Below are 17,835 nucleotides of genomic sequence, written 5' to 3' on the forward strand. Positions count from 1 at the left end.
TTTGGATCGTCTCAACGGGTGGCATCTGGACGCTGGTCGGCATCACCAAGCGTGGTGCGCAGCTCAAGGTTGGCGCACCCCTCCCCACCCCCGCCCCGCTCGGTGTCGATGGGCGACCGCTCTTCCCCGCCGGACGCCCGTACGCGACCAGTGAGGCGGCCATCTACCCAAATGGCAGCACCCGATCGCTCCGCGGCGAGCCGCTCCTGATCGCTTGCCCCAGCTGCCTTGCGGTTCGAGTGGCTGAGCACAGCACCTGCGATGCCTGCGGACTAGAGCTACGTGCCCGAACGATCGTCGCCGTGGAGCGCCCCGCTGGACCGCCTCCTGGCGGCGCGGCTCGCGCCTAAGTGGCGACCCTCTCCTTCTATCTCGTTGTTGTTGGGGCGATTGCCCTTGTCGGCGCCTTCGCCCTCTATGTCGTGCACCTTGTCCTCGTAGCCCAAGGCGACCGCGCCGTCACTCCACGACTCGCTATCGCCGCAGCATCAATGCGCGGCAACCTTGCCGAGCAGCTTGATGGAGGCGCACCGACCTCCGCCGAATCAACAAGCACTATTAGTGCGATCGCAGGTGCGCTCGCGGTGATTGCGACGGGATCACTCGGCGTTGCGCTAATCGCACGCGCCATTGTTGTCGGACGCGGGCCGTGGGGAAATCTCTACGAGTTCACCGTTGCGTTCGCGTTCGGCATCTGCGCGGCAACCATCCTCTTTGATCGTAAGCGTCGCCTGCCAGCGCTTAGCACTATTGCCTACGGTGTCGCACTCGCACTGCTCGCCTACGCGACGACGCTGCCAAATGCGGTAGTTGACCTGGTGCCGGCGCTACAGCACCCGCTACTGCTCACCATCCATGTTGGCATGGCAATGCTTAGCTACGGCATCTTCGCCTTCGCATTTGCGGCAGGCGTTGCATATCTGATGCAAGGCGACACCGATCGCTTCAGCTGGTTGCCGCCAGCAAAGCGCCTCGACCTTGTTGCATTCCGCGCTGTTACCGTCGCCTTCCCACTATTCGCCGGCATGCTCATCCTCGGATCAATCTGGGCCTCGATCGCCTGGAGCCGCTTCTGGGGGTGGGACCCAAAGGAGACCTCGGCACTCGCCACCTGGCTGGTCTATGCCGTCTACCTGCACGCCCGCAGCCAGCGCGGCTGGCAGGGGCGACCCGCCGCCCTGCTCCTGGTTATCGGCTTTGTGGCGGTTCTGCTGACCTACTCGGGGAACCTATGGTTCACCGGCCTGCACACTTACTCGGGGCTGTAACAAAGCCCGTTCCCCCACCCGATCGACCCGCCTGAGCGTGCGCTGCGCCTGCGCCGTGCGGCAGATTCCGTAACAAAGGTAAAAAGCAGCCAAACCACAACATGTGCGGCAACACTCTCCTGTAACACCACCATATGTAGTGGTTGAGGGGTTGACGCCACACCACCCTCGGCGTAGGATTCGGCTCCCGCTCCTACACGGCAGGGGCTCTGAGCGCCCAATCGTTGGTTGGGAACAGAGGTGGTGGGCCTCACATTTTGAGGCAGAAGAGGGAGATACACATGGCGGGCTTGGTGGACGCTGCGAAGGCGGCAACAAAGGCAACGATCGAGAAGTCAACGGCGCAGCCGTTGCCACCGTTGAGCTTTGATGGCAAGGGCTCAAAGGGCCTCGCCTGGGATCGACGCTGGACCACCGCCGGCACGCATCCATACGATGAAATTCAGTGGGAGGTCCGCACCGCATCTATCGGCAACGAGAGCGGCAAGAGCGTCTTCGAGCAGAAGGACGTGGAGGTGCCCGCCTCATGGTCACAGCTCGCCACCAACGTTGTTGTCTCAAAGTACTTCCGTGGACATGTTGGAAGCCCAGAGCGCGAGACGAGCGTTCGCCAGCTGATCGGTCGTGTAACCGGTCAGATTGATGCATGGGCTGAGCAGCAGCACTACTTCAAGTCCGATGAGGACCGTGCCGCATTCATTGCCGAGCTGGCCCACCTGCTCGTCAACCAGAAGATGGCCTTCAACTCACCAGTCTGGTTCAACGTTGGCGTTGAGAAGCGCCCACAGTGCTCGGCCTGCTTCATCAATGGCGTGCAGGACTCGATGTCATCGATCATGGACCTCGCGAAGACCGAGGCGATGCTCTTCAAGTTCGGTTCGGGTGCGGGTTCCAACCTCTCCCCGATCCGCAGCGCCAAGGAGAAGATGAGCGGTGGCGGCACCGCCTCTGGCCCTGTCTCGTTCATGAAGGGCTTTGACGCCTTCGCCGGTGTCGTGAAGTCCGGTGGCAAGACGCGCCGCGCAGCGAAGATGGTGATCCTCGATGTGCAGCACCCTGACATCGAGCAGTTCATTGACTCGAAGGTCAGCGAAGAGAAGAAGGCGTGGGCACTCATTGAGGCTGGCTACGATGCCAGCTTCACCGGCGAGGCCTACGGCTCGATCTTCTTCCAGAACGGGAACCACTCAGTGCGCGTCAACGACGAGTTCATGAAGGCCGTTGAGAGCGATGGCACGTGGCAGACACGCGCCGTCGTGAGCGGCGAGCCAGTGGAAACGCTCAGGGCACGCGACGTCTTCCGCAAGATGGCGGAGGCTGCGTGGGTCTGCGGCGACCCTGGCATTCAGTACGACACGGCGATCAATGACTGGCACACGTCGTCGAACACGGACCGCATCTATGCGTCGAACCCGTGCTCGGAGTACATGTTCCTCAACGACACCGCCTGTAACCTGGCCTCGCTGAACCTCATGAAGTTCGTGCGACCAGATGGTGAGTTCGACGTGGAGTCCTTCAAGTACGCCTCGCGGCTGACCCTGCTCGCGCAGGAGATCATGGTGGACAACGCCTCGTACCCAACGCCGATGATCGATGAGAACAGCCACCGCTTCCGCCCACTCGGGCTCGGCTACGCCAACCTCGGCGCGCTCTTGATGAGCCGCGGCTTGGCGTATGACTCCGACGAGGGGCGCGCCTACGCAGGCGCGATCACCTCGATCATGACCGGCGAGGCATATGCGCAGTCGGCCGAAACGGCGGCGGCACACGGCGGACCGTTCATTGAGTACAAGAAGAACGAGAAGCCGTTCCTTCGCGTGATCGGCAAGCACCGTGATGCCTCGCGCCAGATTCCAACGGCAACGCTGCCGAAGGACCTTGCGAACGCGGCAACCGATGCCTGGGATCGAGCACTCGATCTCGGCACGAAGCACGGCTTCCGCAATGCGCAGGTGTCGGTCTTGGCGCCAACCGGAACGATCGCATTCATGATGGACTGCGACACGACCGGCATTGAGCCAGACATCGCCCTGATCAAGTACAAGAAGCTCGTCGGCGAAGGCTTCCTCAAGATCGTCAACCAGACGGTCCCAGAGGCGCTCGTGAAGCTCGGCTACAACGCCGAGCAGGTCGCCGCGATCCTCAAGTACATCGACGAGCAGGAGACGATTGAGGGTGCCCCAGGCCTGAAGGACGAGCACCTCTCGGTCTTTGACTGCGCCTTCAAGGCGAAGAATGGGCAGCGCTCCATCCAGTACATGGGCCACGTGCGCATGATGGCGGCGGCGCAGCCGTTCCTCTCCGGCGCAATCTCGAAGACGGTGAACATGCCAGAGGCTGCCACCGCCGAAGAGATCGAGAGCGTCTACCTGGAAGGGTGGAAGCTTGGCCTCAAGGCGATCGCGATCTATCGCGACGGCTCGAAGCGCTCGCAGCCGCTCAACACCAGCAAGAAGAAGGACGAAGCGGCAATTGCCGAAGTCGCCGCTGCGATCTTGCCTGGTGCGGGTGCAGCGCGACGACGCCTGCCAAAGGAGCGCACGGCAATCACCCATCGCTTCGAGATCTCCGGCCAGGAGGGGTACCTCACGGTCGGTCTCTACGAAGATGGTCAGCCGGGCGAAATCTTCTTGAAGATGGCGAAGGAGGGCTCCACCGTGAGCGGCCTCGTCGACAGCTTCGCGACCTCGGTCAGCGTGGCCATGCAGTACGGCGTGCCACTCCGCGACCTGGTCAATAAGTTCGCCCACGTGCGATTCGAGCCAAGCGGATTCACCGGCAACGCCGAGATCCCACTGGCGAAGTCGATCGTGGACTACGTCTTCCGTTACCTCGGAAGCCGCTTCCTGCCAGCCGGCGATCGCGAGATCCTCGGCCTGCAGGAGCGCACCGATGGCGGTCCGGTCCTCGGCGCCCTCCCAACCACGGTTCGCGTGGGTGCGGTGGAGTCGTGCGGTCCGAACTGCGCCTGCGGCAAGGGCGGCGGCGCAACGGGGTCGGTATCGGCTCCCATTGCGATCACAACCCCAGCGCCAGTAGCTGCTCCAGCCGCACCTGCGGCAACGGGCGGCGTACTGGCGGTCGCTGGGCTCGGCTTCCAGAACCAGTCCGATGCGCCGGCGTGCATGGAGTGCGGCGCGATCATGGTGCGCAACGCAGCCTGCTACAAGTGCATGACCTGCGGTACGACGAGCGGCTGCAGCTGATCTAACGCGGAACCTCGTGCAGAACGCCCCGGTCGCCTTTGGCGGCTGGGGCGTTCTGCCACAACTGAGCAGAGAGGAGGCCACCGATGCGTAACGCCACAGGGAGCCACGCTCGCCTCGCCATCGCGGCGCTCCTCGCCATCGCCCTCGTTGCCAGTGCTTGTGGCGCGCCGGTCACCGAATCACCGAGCCCAACGGCCACATTCGTCCCGAGCGGCACCATCAACTGGCAGGCTTGCCCAGCAACCGATCCGGTAACGGGCGGCAACCCAGAACTCCTCTGCGCAACCATCACCGTGCCGCGCGACTACCTGACGCCTGAGGGGCCAACGATTGACATCGCCGTAGCCCTTCTCCCCGCTGCTGACCAGGCGCACAAGGTTGGGCCACTCCTTCTGAACTTCGGTGGCCCTGGTGCATCGGGCATCAACATCCTCGCCGAGTCGGGGCGTGGTGTGGTGCCAGCCGAGATCGGTAATCGCTTCGACCTCGTCTCGTGGGATCCGCGTGGCGTCAATCGTAGCGCCCCCGTCAACTGCCTCAGTGACTCTGAGATGGATAACTGGGCGGCGACGCCAGGGATTCCCGATCGACCGGGTGCCGCAGATTGGACCTCGGCGCTCAGTGACGCGAAGTGGTTTGCTGAGAAGTGCAAAGCTGGAACTGGCGAGATGCTCGCGTACATCGGCACCACCGCATCGGCTCGCGACATGGAGAGCATTCGCGTTGGCCTTGGCGTAGCCACACTCGATTACCTTGGCTTCAGTTACGGCACCGCCCTCGGTGCGGTCTATGCAACCCTCTTCCCCACCTCAACTGGCCACATGATCCTTGATGGCGCCGTTGACATGGCTCCGACCGACGAGTCCGAATACGGCGAGCAGGGGGTCTCCCTTCAGGGAGCGCTGAATCGACTCTTCGCTTGGTGCGATGCAGATTCAGCCTGCCCGTTTGGTGGTGGCAAATCGCGCACTGCGTTTGATGCTCTCATGAATCGTCTCGATGATCACCCGATTGTGCTCAAGGATGGGCGCTCGCTGAATTCAACGCTTGCCTCGACTGGCGTGATCATGACGCTCTATAACCGCGACTACTGGGACTACGCGGTGCAGGGCCTCGCTGGCGCGAGTAAGGGCGACGGATACCTGCTAGCACTGCTTGCCGACGCGTATAACGACCGCGCGGAAGACGGCACCTACAAGTCGAACATCATGGAGGCCTTCCCCGCGATCAGCTGCATTGATTCGCCAACAACGCCATCCATTGCGCGCTACAAGGCGATCTACGAAAAATTCGTTAGCAAAGCGCCAGACTTCGCCGCGGGGCAGGCCTCGGGTGGCCTGCTGTGTGGCGTGTGGCCGTACACGAGCGCCGACCCGCTACCAGCGGTGGTGAATGGCGCTGGCGCCGCACCGATCTTGGTGGTAGGTACAACGGGCGACCCTGCCACGCCCTATGCCTGGGCGCAGCGCATGGCAGCGCTGCTTGAGAGCGGCCACCTGCTTACCTACGTCGGCGAGGGGCACACCAGCGTTGGCGGCAAAAGCGCCTGCATTGATGACGCCGCCATCAGCTTCCTTGTCAGCGGCACCCTGCCCCCTGAGAACACGCGCTGCAATGACTGAGCGCCTCATCGTTAGCGTCTACGGTTCGGCACGCCTCCCTGACAGTGATCCGCGGTGGGTCGCCGCCTTTGACCTTGGTGCGGCGCTCGCTGAGGCGGGGTTCACCGTTGCCACTGGCGGCTACGAGGGGATCATGGGCGCCGCCTCCCGCGGGGCCAAGTCAAAGGGTGGTGAGGTGCTCGGCTACACGGTCACTTCGTGGGATGGCCTAGAGGCGAACGAGGCGGTCACGCGCCGTGTTGATTCCGCCGACCTTTTCGATCGACTGCGCCTCTTCTCAGGATCGGATCTGATGATCGGCCTGGATGGTGGGATTGGGACGCTTGCCGAGATCGCCGTTGCCTGGAACCTGCTGCAGGTGAGTGATGCGCGGCCACTCTTGCTCGTTGGCGACGCTTGGGTAGAGCTCGTGGATCTCGTTCGGCGTCGCCTGGTAGTTGGCCCCGCCGACCTCGACGTCGTCCACGTGATACCCAGCGGCACCCCCACCAGCATGGTGCTCGCGGAGGCCCGCATGCTGATTGGCGAACGACTCGGCCTTGGCGCTCCCTGGGAGGCATCGCACCCCGCACCCTCTCCCGCGGAGCGGTAGGATCCTCCAGATGTTGAACCAGCCTGCCCCAGCCTCAACGACGGACGAGAGCACCCCAACGGTGGTCGTGCCAACGCCCGTGGCTGAGATTGATCCGGGCTTGGTGATGACCTGCTGCGCCAATTGCGGTCAGCAAATGATCGATCGCAAGTGCAAGATGATCTGTGAGTGCGGCTACTTCCTCTCCTGCTCGGACTACTACTGAGATGAGCGAGAAGCAGAAGAGCGGAATTCCGAAGAATCCGGGTCGTCACGATCTTGGGATGAAAGCGACAATGCTCTTCCCAGATCGCGAGATCGTCGAGCGATCCTACGTGCCAATTATCTACACGGCTTGCCGCACCTGCTACTCCGAGCTGCCACCAGAGGAGATTTATCGGCGCGCGGAAGCGGGTGAGATTGACCCAGCGAAGCAGCGCGAGCTGGTCAGCCGCGTCATTGAGTCGGGCCACGGCAGCACCATTGAACACATCGTCTTCACCTTCGCCATCACGGGCGTCACCCGAACACTCAGTCACCAACTGGTGCGCCACCGCGCCGGCGTGGCGTTTGATCAGCAGTCGCAACGATACGTAACCTTCAAGAAGGCGGCCACGATGCTCCCTGGATCAGTTGCGGAAGCCGACGAGACGGTCCGTGCGCGATTCGAGGAGGCCACGCAAGGTGCGCTCGGCCTCTACGGTGACCTCGTGGCAGCGGGCATCCCCGCCGAGGATGCACGCTTCGTCTTCCCCAACGCCACGCGCACAAACCTGATCATGACGGTCAACCTGCGTGCCCTCATCCACATGTCGGGCCTGCGCCTCTGCACCATGGCGCAGTGGGAGATCCGCCGCCTCTTCCAGCTCATCCGCCACGAGGTGTTTGCGGTGAGCCCATTCCTCGGCAGCTTCCTCGCCCCGAAGTGCGTGCCGCTCGGCTACTGCGATGAGTCAGGAAATAAGGATGGCCACTGCCCAATCCGACCGCACAAGGATGAGGTCCTCGGCGCGTGGGCGGCAAAGGCGGCTGAGGCAAAGGCGAAAGGCCGCACGCTTCCACTGGCTCAATAAACCGCGAGCCACCACGCATCTCCCAGATGGGAGAGGATGAGGGGAATGAAACCCGCAATCGCCTCACGTAAGCCCACGAAGCGTTCGCTCCTACTCGCCGCGCTTTTGACTGCGGCCCTCCCGGGGCTTGGCCACCTCGCGCGTGTTGATCGACGCCGCGCCGCACTCTTTGCCGCTCCCGCACTCGCCATCCTTGGGGCGACACTGGTTCTGCTGCTCCTTGGCGGCACCACGCAACTCTTGATCATCCTCGTCACCCCAGGTGCCCTCCTCCTCCTGGGGGTGCTCAATCTCCTTCTCACCGCGTGGCGCCTAAGTGCCCTCGCGCACCTACTCCGCGGCGCACGGTTGCCGCCACGGGAGGGCGTGCTGGTCGCCGCTGCAACCCTGCTACTCGTTGTGGCGCCTCACCTCACCGTTGGCCACTCGCTGATCGCGTTCGATGAACTCCTAAACGAAACGTTTGCCGACACGTCACCCACGCCCTCGAAAAGTTTTGACCCCACAGCCTCAGGTGCGGGGAGCCCGTCCCTAGATACATCGCCCATGGCGAGTCCTGGCAGCTCGGTAGGCCGCGGGGGTGGAACCGGAACACTCCCCTCGCTTACTGTGGCCACACCTTGGACCCGGCCCGGAGAGATCCCATGGGGTGACGACGGCAAGTTTGATCTGCTCCTGCTCGGCTCTGATGCAGGGGCCGACCGCTGGAGCCGTCGCATGGATGTGATGTTGCTTGTCGAGGTTGACGTCGCCACCGGCCGCGTCGCGATGTTCGGCTTCCCGCGAAATATGGTTAATGCGCCACTGCCACCTGGTGCAGCGCGCAACGCCAGCCCCTGCGGCTGCTTCCAGAAACTCCTAAACGAGGTGTACACCGATGCCACCTTCTACTACCCGCAGCTCTGGCCTGGCGAGGGGAACGTCTCTGGAATAGCTGCGGTCCGCGCAACAATCTCCGAGCTGGCGCAGCGTCCAATCGACGCCGTTCTCGTCGCAGACCTCTGGGGCGTCATTAAGGTGGTTGACGCGATGGGTGGAATCGACATGAATGTCACGGAGTCGATCTATGACAAGAACTATCCGGACCCAGTGCTCGGATCAATACAACTGCGTATCGATCCTGGGCAGCAGCACTTTAACGGACGGCTTGCTCTCGCCTATGCTCGAAGCCGCCACCAAGATTCAGACTATGGCCGCATGCGGCGGCAGCAGGCGCTGCTATTGGCGATTCGCGATCAGCTCGGCAGCGCCACGATCTTGAACGCCCCAGCACTCGCAGCGGCGGCGAAGGGCTACATTTGGACAGATCTGCCGCGAAGCTCTCTTCCGAATCTCGTTGACCTCTTCTCGCGTGCCGCCACGGCGCAGGTGCACCTTTACCGTTTTGCGCCGAGTGCCTATCCGGCTTATCTGAACGCGGCAACGATCACCAAGATCAGAAGGGTCATTGCGAACGCCTTTCCAGGGGTGCCATCACCATCACCCATCCCATCGGATTCGCCGTCGATGAGTCCGGACACGTCACCGAGTGCGCCAGAGAGCACTGTTCCGTAGGGGGAAAGAGTTCGCCCGAGAGGCCATCCGATGTTGGGGGCGACGCTTGCACGCCGATTCCCCTCCGCTGTGAGATCGGATCGAGTTGCCCCAGCCGTAAAGCCGAAGCTCCCAGGTGACCCTCCGCTCCGCCGCTGCGAGTTGCCTCGCGCTTTGGTGGTCATTCACCAGCACCGTCAGTTGCCTGTCGGTTCGATCCCGTCATCGCCACAGTTCGTGCCGCCTGGCCGATTGCTCAGTCGACGGGTTCACCGCTGGCCCCTTCGGGCTACGGGTAGCATCGTGGGCAGAGCCTCGCATCAGAAGGGACTTATCAACGAAGTAGCACCTTTCGTTGCGGGACTTTTCCACGGTTCAAGCCGACGAGGGGGCGATTGTGGAAAAGTGCCGCCCTACTCGTCAGCGGCGCCCGTGTTGGCGCGAATCACCTCAACGATCGAAGAGTCAGCAAGAGTGGTTACGTCACCAAGGTTTCGCCCCTCAGCAATGTCGCGCAAAAGGCGCCGCATGATCTTCCCGGAGCGGGTCTTCGGGAGCTCAGGCACAAACTCGAGGTGCTTCGGCTTAGCGATCGCGCCAATGTTCTTTCCGACGTGGGCGCGAAGCTCTTCAAGAAGGGCGGGCGTTGGGTTGATCCCCTTCTTCAGGATCACGAAACCAACGATCGCCTGGCCGGTGAGTGGGTCACTCTTTCCCACCACCGCGGCCTCGGCGACAGAGTGGTGGTCGACCAGTGCCGACTCAACCTCAATGGTGCTGATGCGGTGCGCTGAGACGTTCATGACGTCGTCCACACGCCCAAGGAGCCAGTAGTACCCGTCGGCGTCACGGCGGGCTCCGTCGCCAGCAAAGTACGAACCGGGGAATCGGCTCCAATACGTCTCTTTGAAGCGTTCTGGGTCGCCCCAGATGCCACGCAGCATTGACGGCCACGGCTTGGTGAGGGTGAGGTAGCCGCCCGAGCCGAGCGGAACGCTTGCCCCTGAATCGTCGACGACATCGGCCGAGATGCCGGGGAGTGGGAAGGTGGCGGAGCCAGGCTTGGTGGTGGTGACGCCGGGGAGCGGGCTGATCAGAATCGAACCGGTCTCCGTCTGCCACCAGGTGTCGACGATCGGCGTGCGGTTGCCACCAATCATCTCGCGATACCAGAGCCACGCCTCAGGATTGATCGGCTCACCCACGGAGCCGAGGAGTCGCAGCGAGCTGAGATCATGCCCCTGCGGATGCTCATCGCCCTGACGCATGAAGGCGCGAATCGCTGTTGGCGCGCAGTAGAGAATCGTGACCTTCAGCTCTTCGACGATCGACCACCAGCGATCCCACGCCGGCGTGTCGTGGGTTCCCTCGTACATCACCTGCGTGGCGCCGTTGCTCAGCGGGCCGTAGACGATGTAGCTGTGGCCGGTCACCCAACCAACGTCGGCGGCGCACCAGTAGACATCGTCGGGCTTGATGTCGAAGACGGCGCGATGGGTGAAGGTGGCGCCGAGCAGATAGCCGGCGCTGGTGTGCATGATCCCCTTCGGCTTCGCCGTGGTGCCGCTGGTGTACAGCAGGTAGAGGAGTTGTTCGGCGGGCATCGGATCGGCCGGGCACTCGGCCGGCTGACTTGGTACGAACTCGTGCCACCAATGGTCGCGACCAGCCTGCATTGCTGTTGTTCCGGCGGTGCCAGGCTGGCGACGCTGGTAGACCAGAACGCCCGTGACGGAAGGGCTGTTATCGAGCGCCTCGTCGGCGATCGGCTTCAGCTCAAAGAATTTTCCCTTGCGGTAGCCGCCGTCGGCGGTGATCAGCACCTTCGCGGTGGCGTCGTTGATTCGGTCGGCGAGCGCATTCGCGGGGAAGCCGCTGAAGACGACGCTGTGTGCTGCTCCCAAGCGGGCGCAGGCGAGCATGGCAATTGCCACTTCAGGGACCATCGGCATGTAGATCGCAACGCGGTCGCCTTTACCTACACCAAGCACCTTCAGCGCGTTTGCGGTCTTCTGCACCTCGCGCAACAGGTCGTTGTAAGTGACGGTGCGGCGGTCACCTGGCTCACCGATCCAGTGGAAGGCAACCTTATCGCCACGACCGGCGGCAACGTGGCGGTCTACGCAGTTTTCCGACACGTTGAGCTCACCGTCATCGAACCACTTTGCAAATGGGAGCTCCCACTCCAGCGTTTTCGTGAAGGGCTTCCGCCAGGTGAGGAGCTCGCGTGCCTGCTCGGCCCAGAAGGCAACAGGGTCGACGCTAGCACGCTCATAAAGCTCTGTGCGCGCATTTGCCGCCGCAGCGGTGGCCGCGTCGGGTGGGAAGGAGAGCCCTTCAGCTTGGAAAGTCTCAATCCCGTGCTGCTCTGGCGTGTCACCCACTAGCCGGTGGCCTCGTCGTCGTCGGCTACCTCGCGCTCCTGCTCCTCGACATCGCTGTCCTTGAGGTGCGGCACGATGCCGGCGCGGCGCTGGCTGCCGCTCCAGCCCAACTTGGTGCTGATCTGCTGTGCGGCATCGCGTGCCGCAGTCACGAGTGCAGGGAGCGTTCCAGGAGTCACACGCGTTGCGGCTCCCCACACCACGACGGTGGCGATAACGGTGCCGCGCGCATCACAGATCGGCACAGCGGCGGCGGTGATCCGGTCGTCCCACTCGCCGATCGCCACGGCGTAGCCGCGGCGGCGAATGGTGGCGAGCTCTTCGAGGAGGGCGCGCGGGTCGATAATGGTGCGCGGTGTATAGCGAACCAAACCGCGTCGAGCGATCGAGAGAACGGTGCGCTCTGGGAGTGAGGCGAGCAGCACCTTCCCTGAGGCGATGGCGTGCATGGCGAGTGGCCGCCCAGTGATGTCGGGCATCGGCGTGAGGTTTGGTCCGTCGATCTGACAGATCGCTACCGCTGCGGCGACGCCGTCAAAGACTTCGAGGCTGACAGTTTCGTGGGTCACCTTGGCGAGCGCCTCCATCTCAGGGAGGGCGATCGCGCGCAGGTCAAGGGTGCGTTCCGCGGATTGCGCGAGGCGAATAATGCCAACGCCGAGACGGAAGTGCCCGCTATCGCGATCCTGTTCTACTAGGCCGCGGCGCTCGAGGGTGGAGAGGAGCCGGCTCACCGTTGACTTATGTAGATCAAGGGAGTGGGAGAGATCGGTGACCGAGGCGGAGCCATCGGCGTCAGAGAGGCAGACCAAGAGCGCGGCGGCGCGATCGACGGAGCGAACGGCAGCGTCATCTGCGCCATGCGCGTGCGCTCCCCCGACCTGGTCGGGTAACTCATCGGGGTCCCGTGACGCGCCACTGCGCGTCTGTTCATTGGTCATTGGCAGGTGCTCCTCCCTAGGTGGCGGATGATCCGCCCGCAGCGCGCTCTCGTCAATGGGAGGCCCTATTCGTGCTCAGCGCGCCGCGCGGGGTACCTCTAAGATGGTAGCAATAGGGGGCGCTGCCTCCATAGTGAGTACCGGGGGGGTCCCATGGCGCAGGGGGGTCGAACGGCGATCATCGTGGGCAGCGGCTTCGGCGGCCTCTCCACGGCGATCCGCCTACTCTCCGACGGCTGGCAGGTCACCATTTTGGAGGCCCGACCCGAGATTGGCGGCCGCGCCTCGCGCATCCAGGAGGGTGGCTACACCTTCGACACCGGCCCGTCGCTCATCACCATGCCGTGGCTCTTCGAAGAGGTCTACGCCGCAGCCGGCGAGAAGATGTCAGACCACGTCACGCTGCGACAACTGCAGCCGGGTTATCGCATCTTCTGGACGGGCGAGGATCGCCACTTTGACTTTGGTAGCGACCGCGAGCACCTCCTCGCCGAGATGCGCAAGTTCTCGAACGACGACGCTGATCAGCTCGAGGCGTTCCTGGCCGCATCGGGTGCGATCCACCGCGAGGGGATCCTCGTCTCCGGCCGCCAGAACTTCTTGAAGCTGAAGGACTTCATTAAACTCATCCCGACCATGGCGCGACTGGATGCCATCCGCTACCTCGAGGGATGGGTTGGCAAGTTCTTCAAGGAGCCGCATGTGCAGCAGGCGTTCGGTTTCCACTCGCTCTTCATCGGTGGCGATCCGTCGCGCGTTCCCGCCATCTATTCGGCGCTCGCTTATCTGCAGATCGCCGATGGCATCTGGTACACCGAGGGCGGCGTCTACAGCATCATTGAATCGTTCGGCAAGATCATTGCCAAGATGGGCGGCGTGATACGCACCAACAGCAAGGTGGATCAGATCTTGCACCGCAATGGGCGCGCCACTGGGATTCGCACCGCCGATGGCGAGGTACACAACGCCGACCTTGTCATCTATAACGGCGATGTGACGGCGCGTGATGCGCTTCTGCCAGATGCTCCTGATGCCTTCCCATGGCGCCTCCGCCCACTGCGCACCACCATGTCGGCGCACATGCTCTACCTGGGCACTAATAAGAAGTTTGAGAAGCTCCTCCATCACACCCTCGTGGTGGGCGATGACTATCACGGCTTCATCAAGGATGTCACTCGCGAGCGTCGCATGCCACGCAGCAATGCCGTCTACATCCATGCGCCATCACGCACCGAGCCTGAGATGGCGCCACCGGGTGGCGACTCCATCGCAATCCTCCTCCCCGTGCCGAACCTTCGGTCCGGCGATGACTGGACCGAGGCTGAGCCACGCATGCGAGATCGCACCCTAGAGTGGCTGGAAAACTGGGGGCTCCCAGGGCTGCGCGATTCGATCGTTGTGGAACGCTCGTGGACACCGCTCACCTTCCGCGACGAACTCCTCGCCCCAGACGGGAACGCCTTCGCCGTTGAGCCATCACTCGAGCAGTCGGCCTACTTCCGACAGCCGAATCGTGACCGGACGATCGCTGGCTTCTACTACGTTGGTGGCGGCACGCACCCAGGCGCGGGGATGCCAGGGGCGCTCCTTACCTCGCAGGTCACCCAAGATCTAATTCGCGGCGACTACCCTGCCCCGTTCACCTCGCGTGCCACCGGCCCCACCGGAAATCTCGTCCGCCCCTAGCGGCATGTCCCCCCAGCGCGATCCGCGCGTGGCGGCACTCCTCCCCGAAGCGCAGGCGACCATCAATCGCGTTGCGCGCAGCTTCGCCCTTGCGGCCCGCTTCCTTCCAAGGCAGGTTCGCGACGACATCAATCTGCTCTATTCGGCGCTGCGCCACCTCGATGACCTTGTCGACCTTGAGGCGCCGACTGGCTCCGCAGGGCACGCCGAGGCCGCGCAACGCCTCGCGGCAATTCGTACCTGGCTTAGCAGCGGAGCAATCGACGGTGCGGGTGGCGATGAGCTGGCGATCTTCGTCGACCTGCGGCGCCGTACCCCAGGGCTCCCAACCGATGCGATCGGCGCCTTCCTTGACGGTATGGAGGGCGACCTTGCCGGCCCAGCGATGGCGAACGATGGCGATCTTGATCTCTACTGCTACCAGGTGGCGGGTACCGTCGGTCGCCTAATGGCGGCCCTCCTCGGTGTGCGCGCCGGCGACGATGCGCAGGCAGATCGCGCCGCCCGTGCCCTTGGTGCCGCAATGCAGCGCACGAATATCTTGCGCGATATAGACGAGGATCTTGCCAACGGGCGTGTCTATCTCCCCGCTAGCGCCCTTGGGCGCGCTGGGCTTGACCCCGCAGCAACGAGCGGCCCGACCTCGCTTCGTGACGGTGATCGGCGCGCGCTCTACTTGGCCGAGATTGCTCGGGCCGATGCCGACTACGAGCTTGGCGCTGCGGGGATCCACCACCTAGAGAACGGCGGCCGATCGATTCGCGTAGCCGCGCACCTCTATCGCGAGATCCTGCGACAAATTGAACGCGACGGCTTCGGCATGCGGCGACCACACCGACCGGTGGTGGGGCGAGTTCGCAAGGCCGTTACCCTGGTGCGCGCGGTGACGATCTCCTAGAGTGGCGCCCCTACCTCAGTGCGCGCGGGCGTAGCGCGCGAGGAGCGAGAGGGAGACCACCACGATCGCGGTACCGAGCAGTTGTACTGGGGTCGTCGCGTCGTTCAGGAAGATCACGCCACCAATCAGCGCCACCACCGGAACGAGCGTGCTGAACTGACTCACCGTTGTCGTGGGGATTCGCCGTGTTGCCTCGAGATAAAAGATGAACGGTGCCGCACCGCCAAAGACGCCAGTTGCAACTGAGACGGCCCACTGCATCTCCGTTGATGGCAGCTGCAGGTCGCCGTGAAAGATCGTGACGCGCACGATCAGGAGGGCTAGTGAAGCGAGCGCCGCCACCAGCAGTTGCGATGCAACAAGCGGCAGCACGGGCATGGTGCGCACCAACTTCGAGGAGAGGAGCACATAGGCCGCGCCGCAGAAGAGCCCGAGGGTCGCGAAGATGATGCCCTCCGGCTTGAGCGTGCCGGCTACGCCAGCGCCGCCGACCACCAGAGCCACGCCGATGATTGAGACAACCATGAGGATGGCGGCGCGACGACTCACCCTCTCGCCCAAATACGGGGCGGCCAGAATGGCGATCAACACCGGATTCAGCGACGAGACCAGGGCGACGAAGGCGCCGCTCGAGAAGATGATGCCAACGTTACCGAGCGTATAGGCGCCCCACGGCTCAATGATCCCGGTCGAAGATGCTCGCAGCAGCCCTGGGTGCCAGAAGCCGCTCAGCTCGCCGCGGATTGCGCCGAGAAGGAGCAGCACGAGAAAGCCGATGCCGAGCTCAATAACCAGAAACGTGTCGTTCCCAACCCCCGCCGAAAGGACGTAATCCGACGTTGTCGATCCGAAGCCCCACGCGAGTGAGGCGCCGATCGCGCAGAGGATTCCGACCGTTCGCCGGGAGGTTCCGCGAGCCGCGCCCGCGGTTCCCCCAGCGTTACTCATGCCTTCGGCTTGACCCAGTTCGGCATCTCGGCCTCAAAGACCGGGAGCGGAATCTGTCCGTGACCGATAGCGTGGTCGTGGAACGACTTGATGTCGAACTTGTCACCATCGCGCTTCTCGATCGCAGCACGCGTGCGCTGAATGGCACGCTGCCCAACCTTGTAGCAGAGCGCCTGCGCTGGCCAAGCGATGTAGCGATCGGTCTCGATCTCGGCGTCGGTTCGTGGCAGCCCAACGGACTCCATGAATGCAACACCCTTATCGCGGTCCCAGCCGAAGGCGTGGAGGCCAGTGTCAACGACGAGGCGCGCCGCGCGGTGCGCCTGCCCCTGAAGCATGCCGAAGCGCTCCATCTCGCTGCGATAGAGGCCGAGCTCGTCGGCGAGTCGCTCCGAATAGAGACCCCAGCCCTCAACGTAGGCGTTCCCCGCAAGGTGCGAAGCGTGCTTGCGCAGGTCTGGCAAGAACTCCAACTCCATCTCCAGAGCGATCTGGAAGTGGTGCCCCGGAATGGCCTCGTGATACGTGGTTGGTGCAAGGGCGTGCAAGAAGCGTGACGGTAGGTCGTAGCCGTTCACGTAGTACGTCCCCGGGCGCGAACCATCAGCCGCAGGGCTGAAGTAGTAGGCGGCGGGTGCATCCTTCTCCTTGAAGTCTTCGACCGCCTTCACATCGCAGCCAGCCTTCGGGAAGCGCCCAAAGACCTTGCCCGCCTCGGCATAGCCGCGGTCAATATCTTCCTTAATGCGCACGATGAGCGCCTCTTTCGACGCGGCGACGTTCGTTGGGTCGCTCTCAGCGGCATCGCGCAACTTATCAATGGAGCCGCCGAAGCCGAGCTTCGTCGAGATAACCTTCATCTCCTCCTGAATGTCGGCCCACTCCTGGAGTCCGATCTCGTGGAGCTCCTTCGGGTCAAGCTGCAGGCCGGTCCAACTGCGGATGGCCACCTTATAGAGCTCGGCACCGTTTGGTGCGGAGCAGAGGCCCGGCACTTCGCGCGCCTTGGTGCGGTAGCTGCCGCTGACCGCCTCGTAGTAGCGCTTGATCTGCGGATCAACGTACTCGGCAACGATCGTGACGAGCTCGGCTCGCTCAGCGTCACCGGCAACGTTGGCCGCGGTGACGATCGGTGACTGTGCGGTTGGAATGGCCATCAAGCCGTCGAGCTGGGCGATCAGTCGCTCTGTCGAAATCTTTGAGGCAACAAGGCCGCGCTTCTCCGCCTCATGCACGCGCGCAATCGCCTCGTCCATGAACTTCGGGAAGGCCTTGAGTCGGCTCACCAGCTTGGCGAACTTCTCTGGCGTCTTCGCATCCTGGAAGGAGACGATCTGCGGCAGGAGCGTCTGCACGCCATCCATGTGGTCAACCGAGGAGAGGAGGTCCATGCGGTGATCATCCTTTTCGATGGCGATTGAGCCGCCGACGGCGATCAGGTCGCGCGTGATCTTCCACTCAATGTCGAGCCCCTCGTCGCCAATGGCCTTCGCCGCCTTCGAATACTTCTCCCACATGGCGCGGTCGCGCAGGCGCGCGGCGTCCGACGTGTCGTCAAGGGCGCCATCGTTCACCTCAATGCCGAGGAAGGTCCCCCAGATTGGAGAGTGCGAGAGCATCTCCTTCCAGAGGTCGTCGGCGAGGGTCTTCACGGCCTGGTCGTTCGCGGATAGTGGCTTCGACACGATCTGGGCTCCTCCCC

The 17,835-nt window shown here is 63.3% G+C and carries 14 protein-coding genes; 10 read left to right on the forward strand and 4 right to left on the reverse strand.

Going from position 1 to position 17,835, the window contains the following annotated elements:
* The 8 genes from AC3LCN_RS03740 to AC3LCN_RS03775 all read left to right on the forward strand — a co-directional run.
* Positions 1-350 (forward strand): hypothetical protein (locus tag AC3LCN_RS03740; protein WP_488648749.1); only part of this gene is annotated, 350 nt, incomplete at its 5' end.
* Positions 351-1,268 carry a cytochrome c biogenesis protein CcsA gene (gene ccsA, locus AC3LCN_RS03745; RefSeq protein WP_488648750.1) on the forward strand — a complete coding sequence of 306 codons (918 nt, stop codon included), beginning with the start codon at positions 351-353 and terminating at the stop codon, positions 1,266-1,268. It abuts the gene before it with no gap.
* Positions 1,269-1,549: 281 nt separating this feature from the next.
* Positions 1,550-4,474 (forward strand): vitamin B12-dependent ribonucleotide reductase, encoded by a 2,925-nt coding sequence (locus AC3LCN_RS03750; RefSeq protein WP_488648751.1) that lies wholly within the window; start codon positions 1,550-1,552, stop codon positions 4,472-4,474.
* Positions 4,475-4,560: 86 nt separating this feature from the next.
* Positions 4,561-6,099: an alpha/beta hydrolase gene (locus tag AC3LCN_RS03755; protein WP_488648752.1), complete on the forward strand. Its 1,539-nt coding sequence runs from the start codon at positions 4,561-4,563 to the stop codon at positions 6,097-6,099.
* Complete coding sequence (locus tag AC3LCN_RS03760; protein WP_488648753.1) at positions 6,092-6,691, forward strand: LOG family protein; 600 nt, start codon at positions 6,092-6,094, stop codon at positions 6,689-6,691. The genes AC3LCN_RS03755 and AC3LCN_RS03760 overlap by 8 nt, the downstream gene beginning before the upstream one ends.
* A gap of 10 nt (positions 6,692-6,701) precedes the next feature.
* Complete coding sequence (locus tag AC3LCN_RS03765) at positions 6,702-6,896, forward strand: hypothetical protein (protein ID WP_488648754.1); 195 nt, start codon at positions 6,702-6,704, stop codon at positions 6,894-6,896.
* 1 nt (position 6,897) lies between these two features.
* Positions 6,898-7,743 (forward strand): FAD-dependent thymidylate synthase, encoded by an 846-nt coding sequence (gene thyX, locus AC3LCN_RS03770; RefSeq protein ID WP_488648755.1) that lies wholly within the window; start codon positions 6,898-6,900, stop codon positions 7,741-7,743.
* A 45-nt stretch (positions 7,744-7,788) separates the two neighbouring features.
* On the forward strand, positions 7,789-9,297 hold the full coding sequence (locus AC3LCN_RS03775) for an LCP family protein (RefSeq protein WP_488648756.1): 1,509 nt from the start codon (positions 7,789-7,791) through the stop codon (positions 9,295-9,297).
* Between the two features lie 392 nt (positions 9,298-9,689).
* Here the strand turns inward: AC3LCN_RS03775 and acs are convergent, their stop codons facing one another.
* Both acs and AC3LCN_RS03785 read right to left on the reverse strand, forming a co-directional pair.
* Positions 9,690-11,660 (reverse strand): acetate--CoA ligase, encoded by a 1,971-nt coding sequence (acs, locus tag AC3LCN_RS03780; protein ID WP_488648757.1) that lies wholly within the window; start codon positions 11,658-11,660, stop codon positions 9,690-9,692.
* The gene (locus AC3LCN_RS03785; RefSeq protein WP_488648758.1) at positions 11,660-12,601 is read right to left on the reverse strand and encodes an IclR family transcriptional regulator; all 942 of its coding nucleotides are present in this window, start codon (positions 12,599-12,601) and stop codon (positions 11,660-11,662) included. The genes acs and AC3LCN_RS03785 overlap by 1 nt, the downstream gene beginning before the upstream one ends.
* 153 nt (positions 12,602-12,754) lie before the next feature.
* Here AC3LCN_RS03785 and crtI point away from each other — a divergent pair, with 153 nt between their 5' ends.
* Positions 12,755-14,287 (forward strand): phytoene desaturase family protein, encoded by a 1,533-nt coding sequence (crtI, locus tag AC3LCN_RS03790; protein WP_488648759.1) that lies wholly within the window; start codon positions 12,755-12,757, stop codon positions 14,285-14,287.
* Between the two features lie 4 nt (positions 14,288-14,291).
* Positions 14,292-15,185 carry a phytoene/squalene synthase family protein gene (locus AC3LCN_RS03795; protein WP_488648760.1) on the forward strand — a complete coding sequence of 298 codons (894 nt, stop codon included), beginning with the start codon at positions 14,292-14,294 and terminating at the stop codon, positions 15,183-15,185.
* 15 nt (positions 15,186-15,200) lie between these two features.
* Here AC3LCN_RS03795 and AC3LCN_RS03800 read toward each other — a convergent pair whose 3' ends face one another.
* Both AC3LCN_RS03800 and AC3LCN_RS03805 read right to left on the reverse strand, forming a co-directional pair.
* Positions 15,201-16,133 carry a DMT family transporter gene (locus tag AC3LCN_RS03800; protein WP_488648761.1) on the reverse strand — a complete coding sequence of 311 codons (933 nt, stop codon included), beginning with the start codon at positions 16,131-16,133 and terminating at the stop codon, positions 15,201-15,203.
* Positions 16,130-17,818, reverse strand: coding sequence for a DUF885 domain-containing protein (locus AC3LCN_RS03805; protein ID WP_488648762.1), 1,689 nt, complete (start codon positions 17,816-17,818; stop codon positions 16,130-16,132). The genes AC3LCN_RS03800 and AC3LCN_RS03805 overlap by 4 nt, the downstream gene beginning before the upstream one ends.
* Positions 17,819-17,835: the final 17 nt, after the last annotated feature.

The sequence above is a fragment of the Candidatus Limnocylindrus sp. genome (assembly GCF_040397215.1).
GTDB lineage: Bacteria > Chloroflexota > Limnocylindria > Limnocylindrales > Limnocylindraceae > Limnocylindrus.

Excerpts from the sequence above, each read along its gene's own strand:
- AC3LCN_RS03775 (WP_488648756.1), top strand. The coding sequence starts at position 7,789 with ATGAAACCCGCAATCGCCTCACGTAAGCCCACGAAGCGTTCGCTCCTA.
- AC3LCN_RS03760 (WP_488648753.1), top strand. The coding sequence starts at position 6,092 with ATGACTGAGCGCCTCATCGTTAGCGTCTACGGTTCGGCACGCCTCCCT.
- AC3LCN_RS03795 (WP_488648760.1), top strand. The coding sequence starts at position 14,292 with ATGTCCCCCCAGCGCGATCCGCGCGTGGCGGCACTCCTCCCCGAAGCG.
- AC3LCN_RS03750 (WP_488648751.1), top strand. The coding sequence starts at position 1,550 with ATGGCGGGCTTGGTGGACGCTGCGAAGGCGGCAACAAAGGCAACGATC.
- AC3LCN_RS03755 (WP_488648752.1), top strand. The coding sequence starts at position 4,561 with ATGCGTAACGCCACAGGGAGCCACGCTCGCCTCGCCATCGCGGCGCTC.
- AC3LCN_RS03800 (WP_488648761.1), bottom strand. The coding sequence starts at position 16,133 with ATGAGTAACGCTGGGGGAACCGCGGGCGCGGCTCGCGGAACCTCCCGG.
- AC3LCN_RS03785 (WP_488648758.1), bottom strand. The coding sequence starts at position 12,601 with ATGACCAATGAACAGACGCGCAGTGGCGCGTCACGGGACCCCGATGAG.
- AC3LCN_RS03765 (WP_488648754.1), top strand. The coding sequence starts at position 6,702 with ATGTTGAACCAGCCTGCCCCAGCCTCAACGACGGACGAGAGCACCCCA.
- crtI (WP_488648759.1), top strand. The coding sequence starts at position 12,755 with ATGGCGCAGGGGGGTCGAACGGCGATCATCGTGGGCAGCGGCTTCGGC.
- thyX (WP_488648755.1), top strand. The coding sequence starts at position 6,898 with ATGAGCGAGAAGCAGAAGAGCGGAATTCCGAAGAATCCGGGTCGTCAC.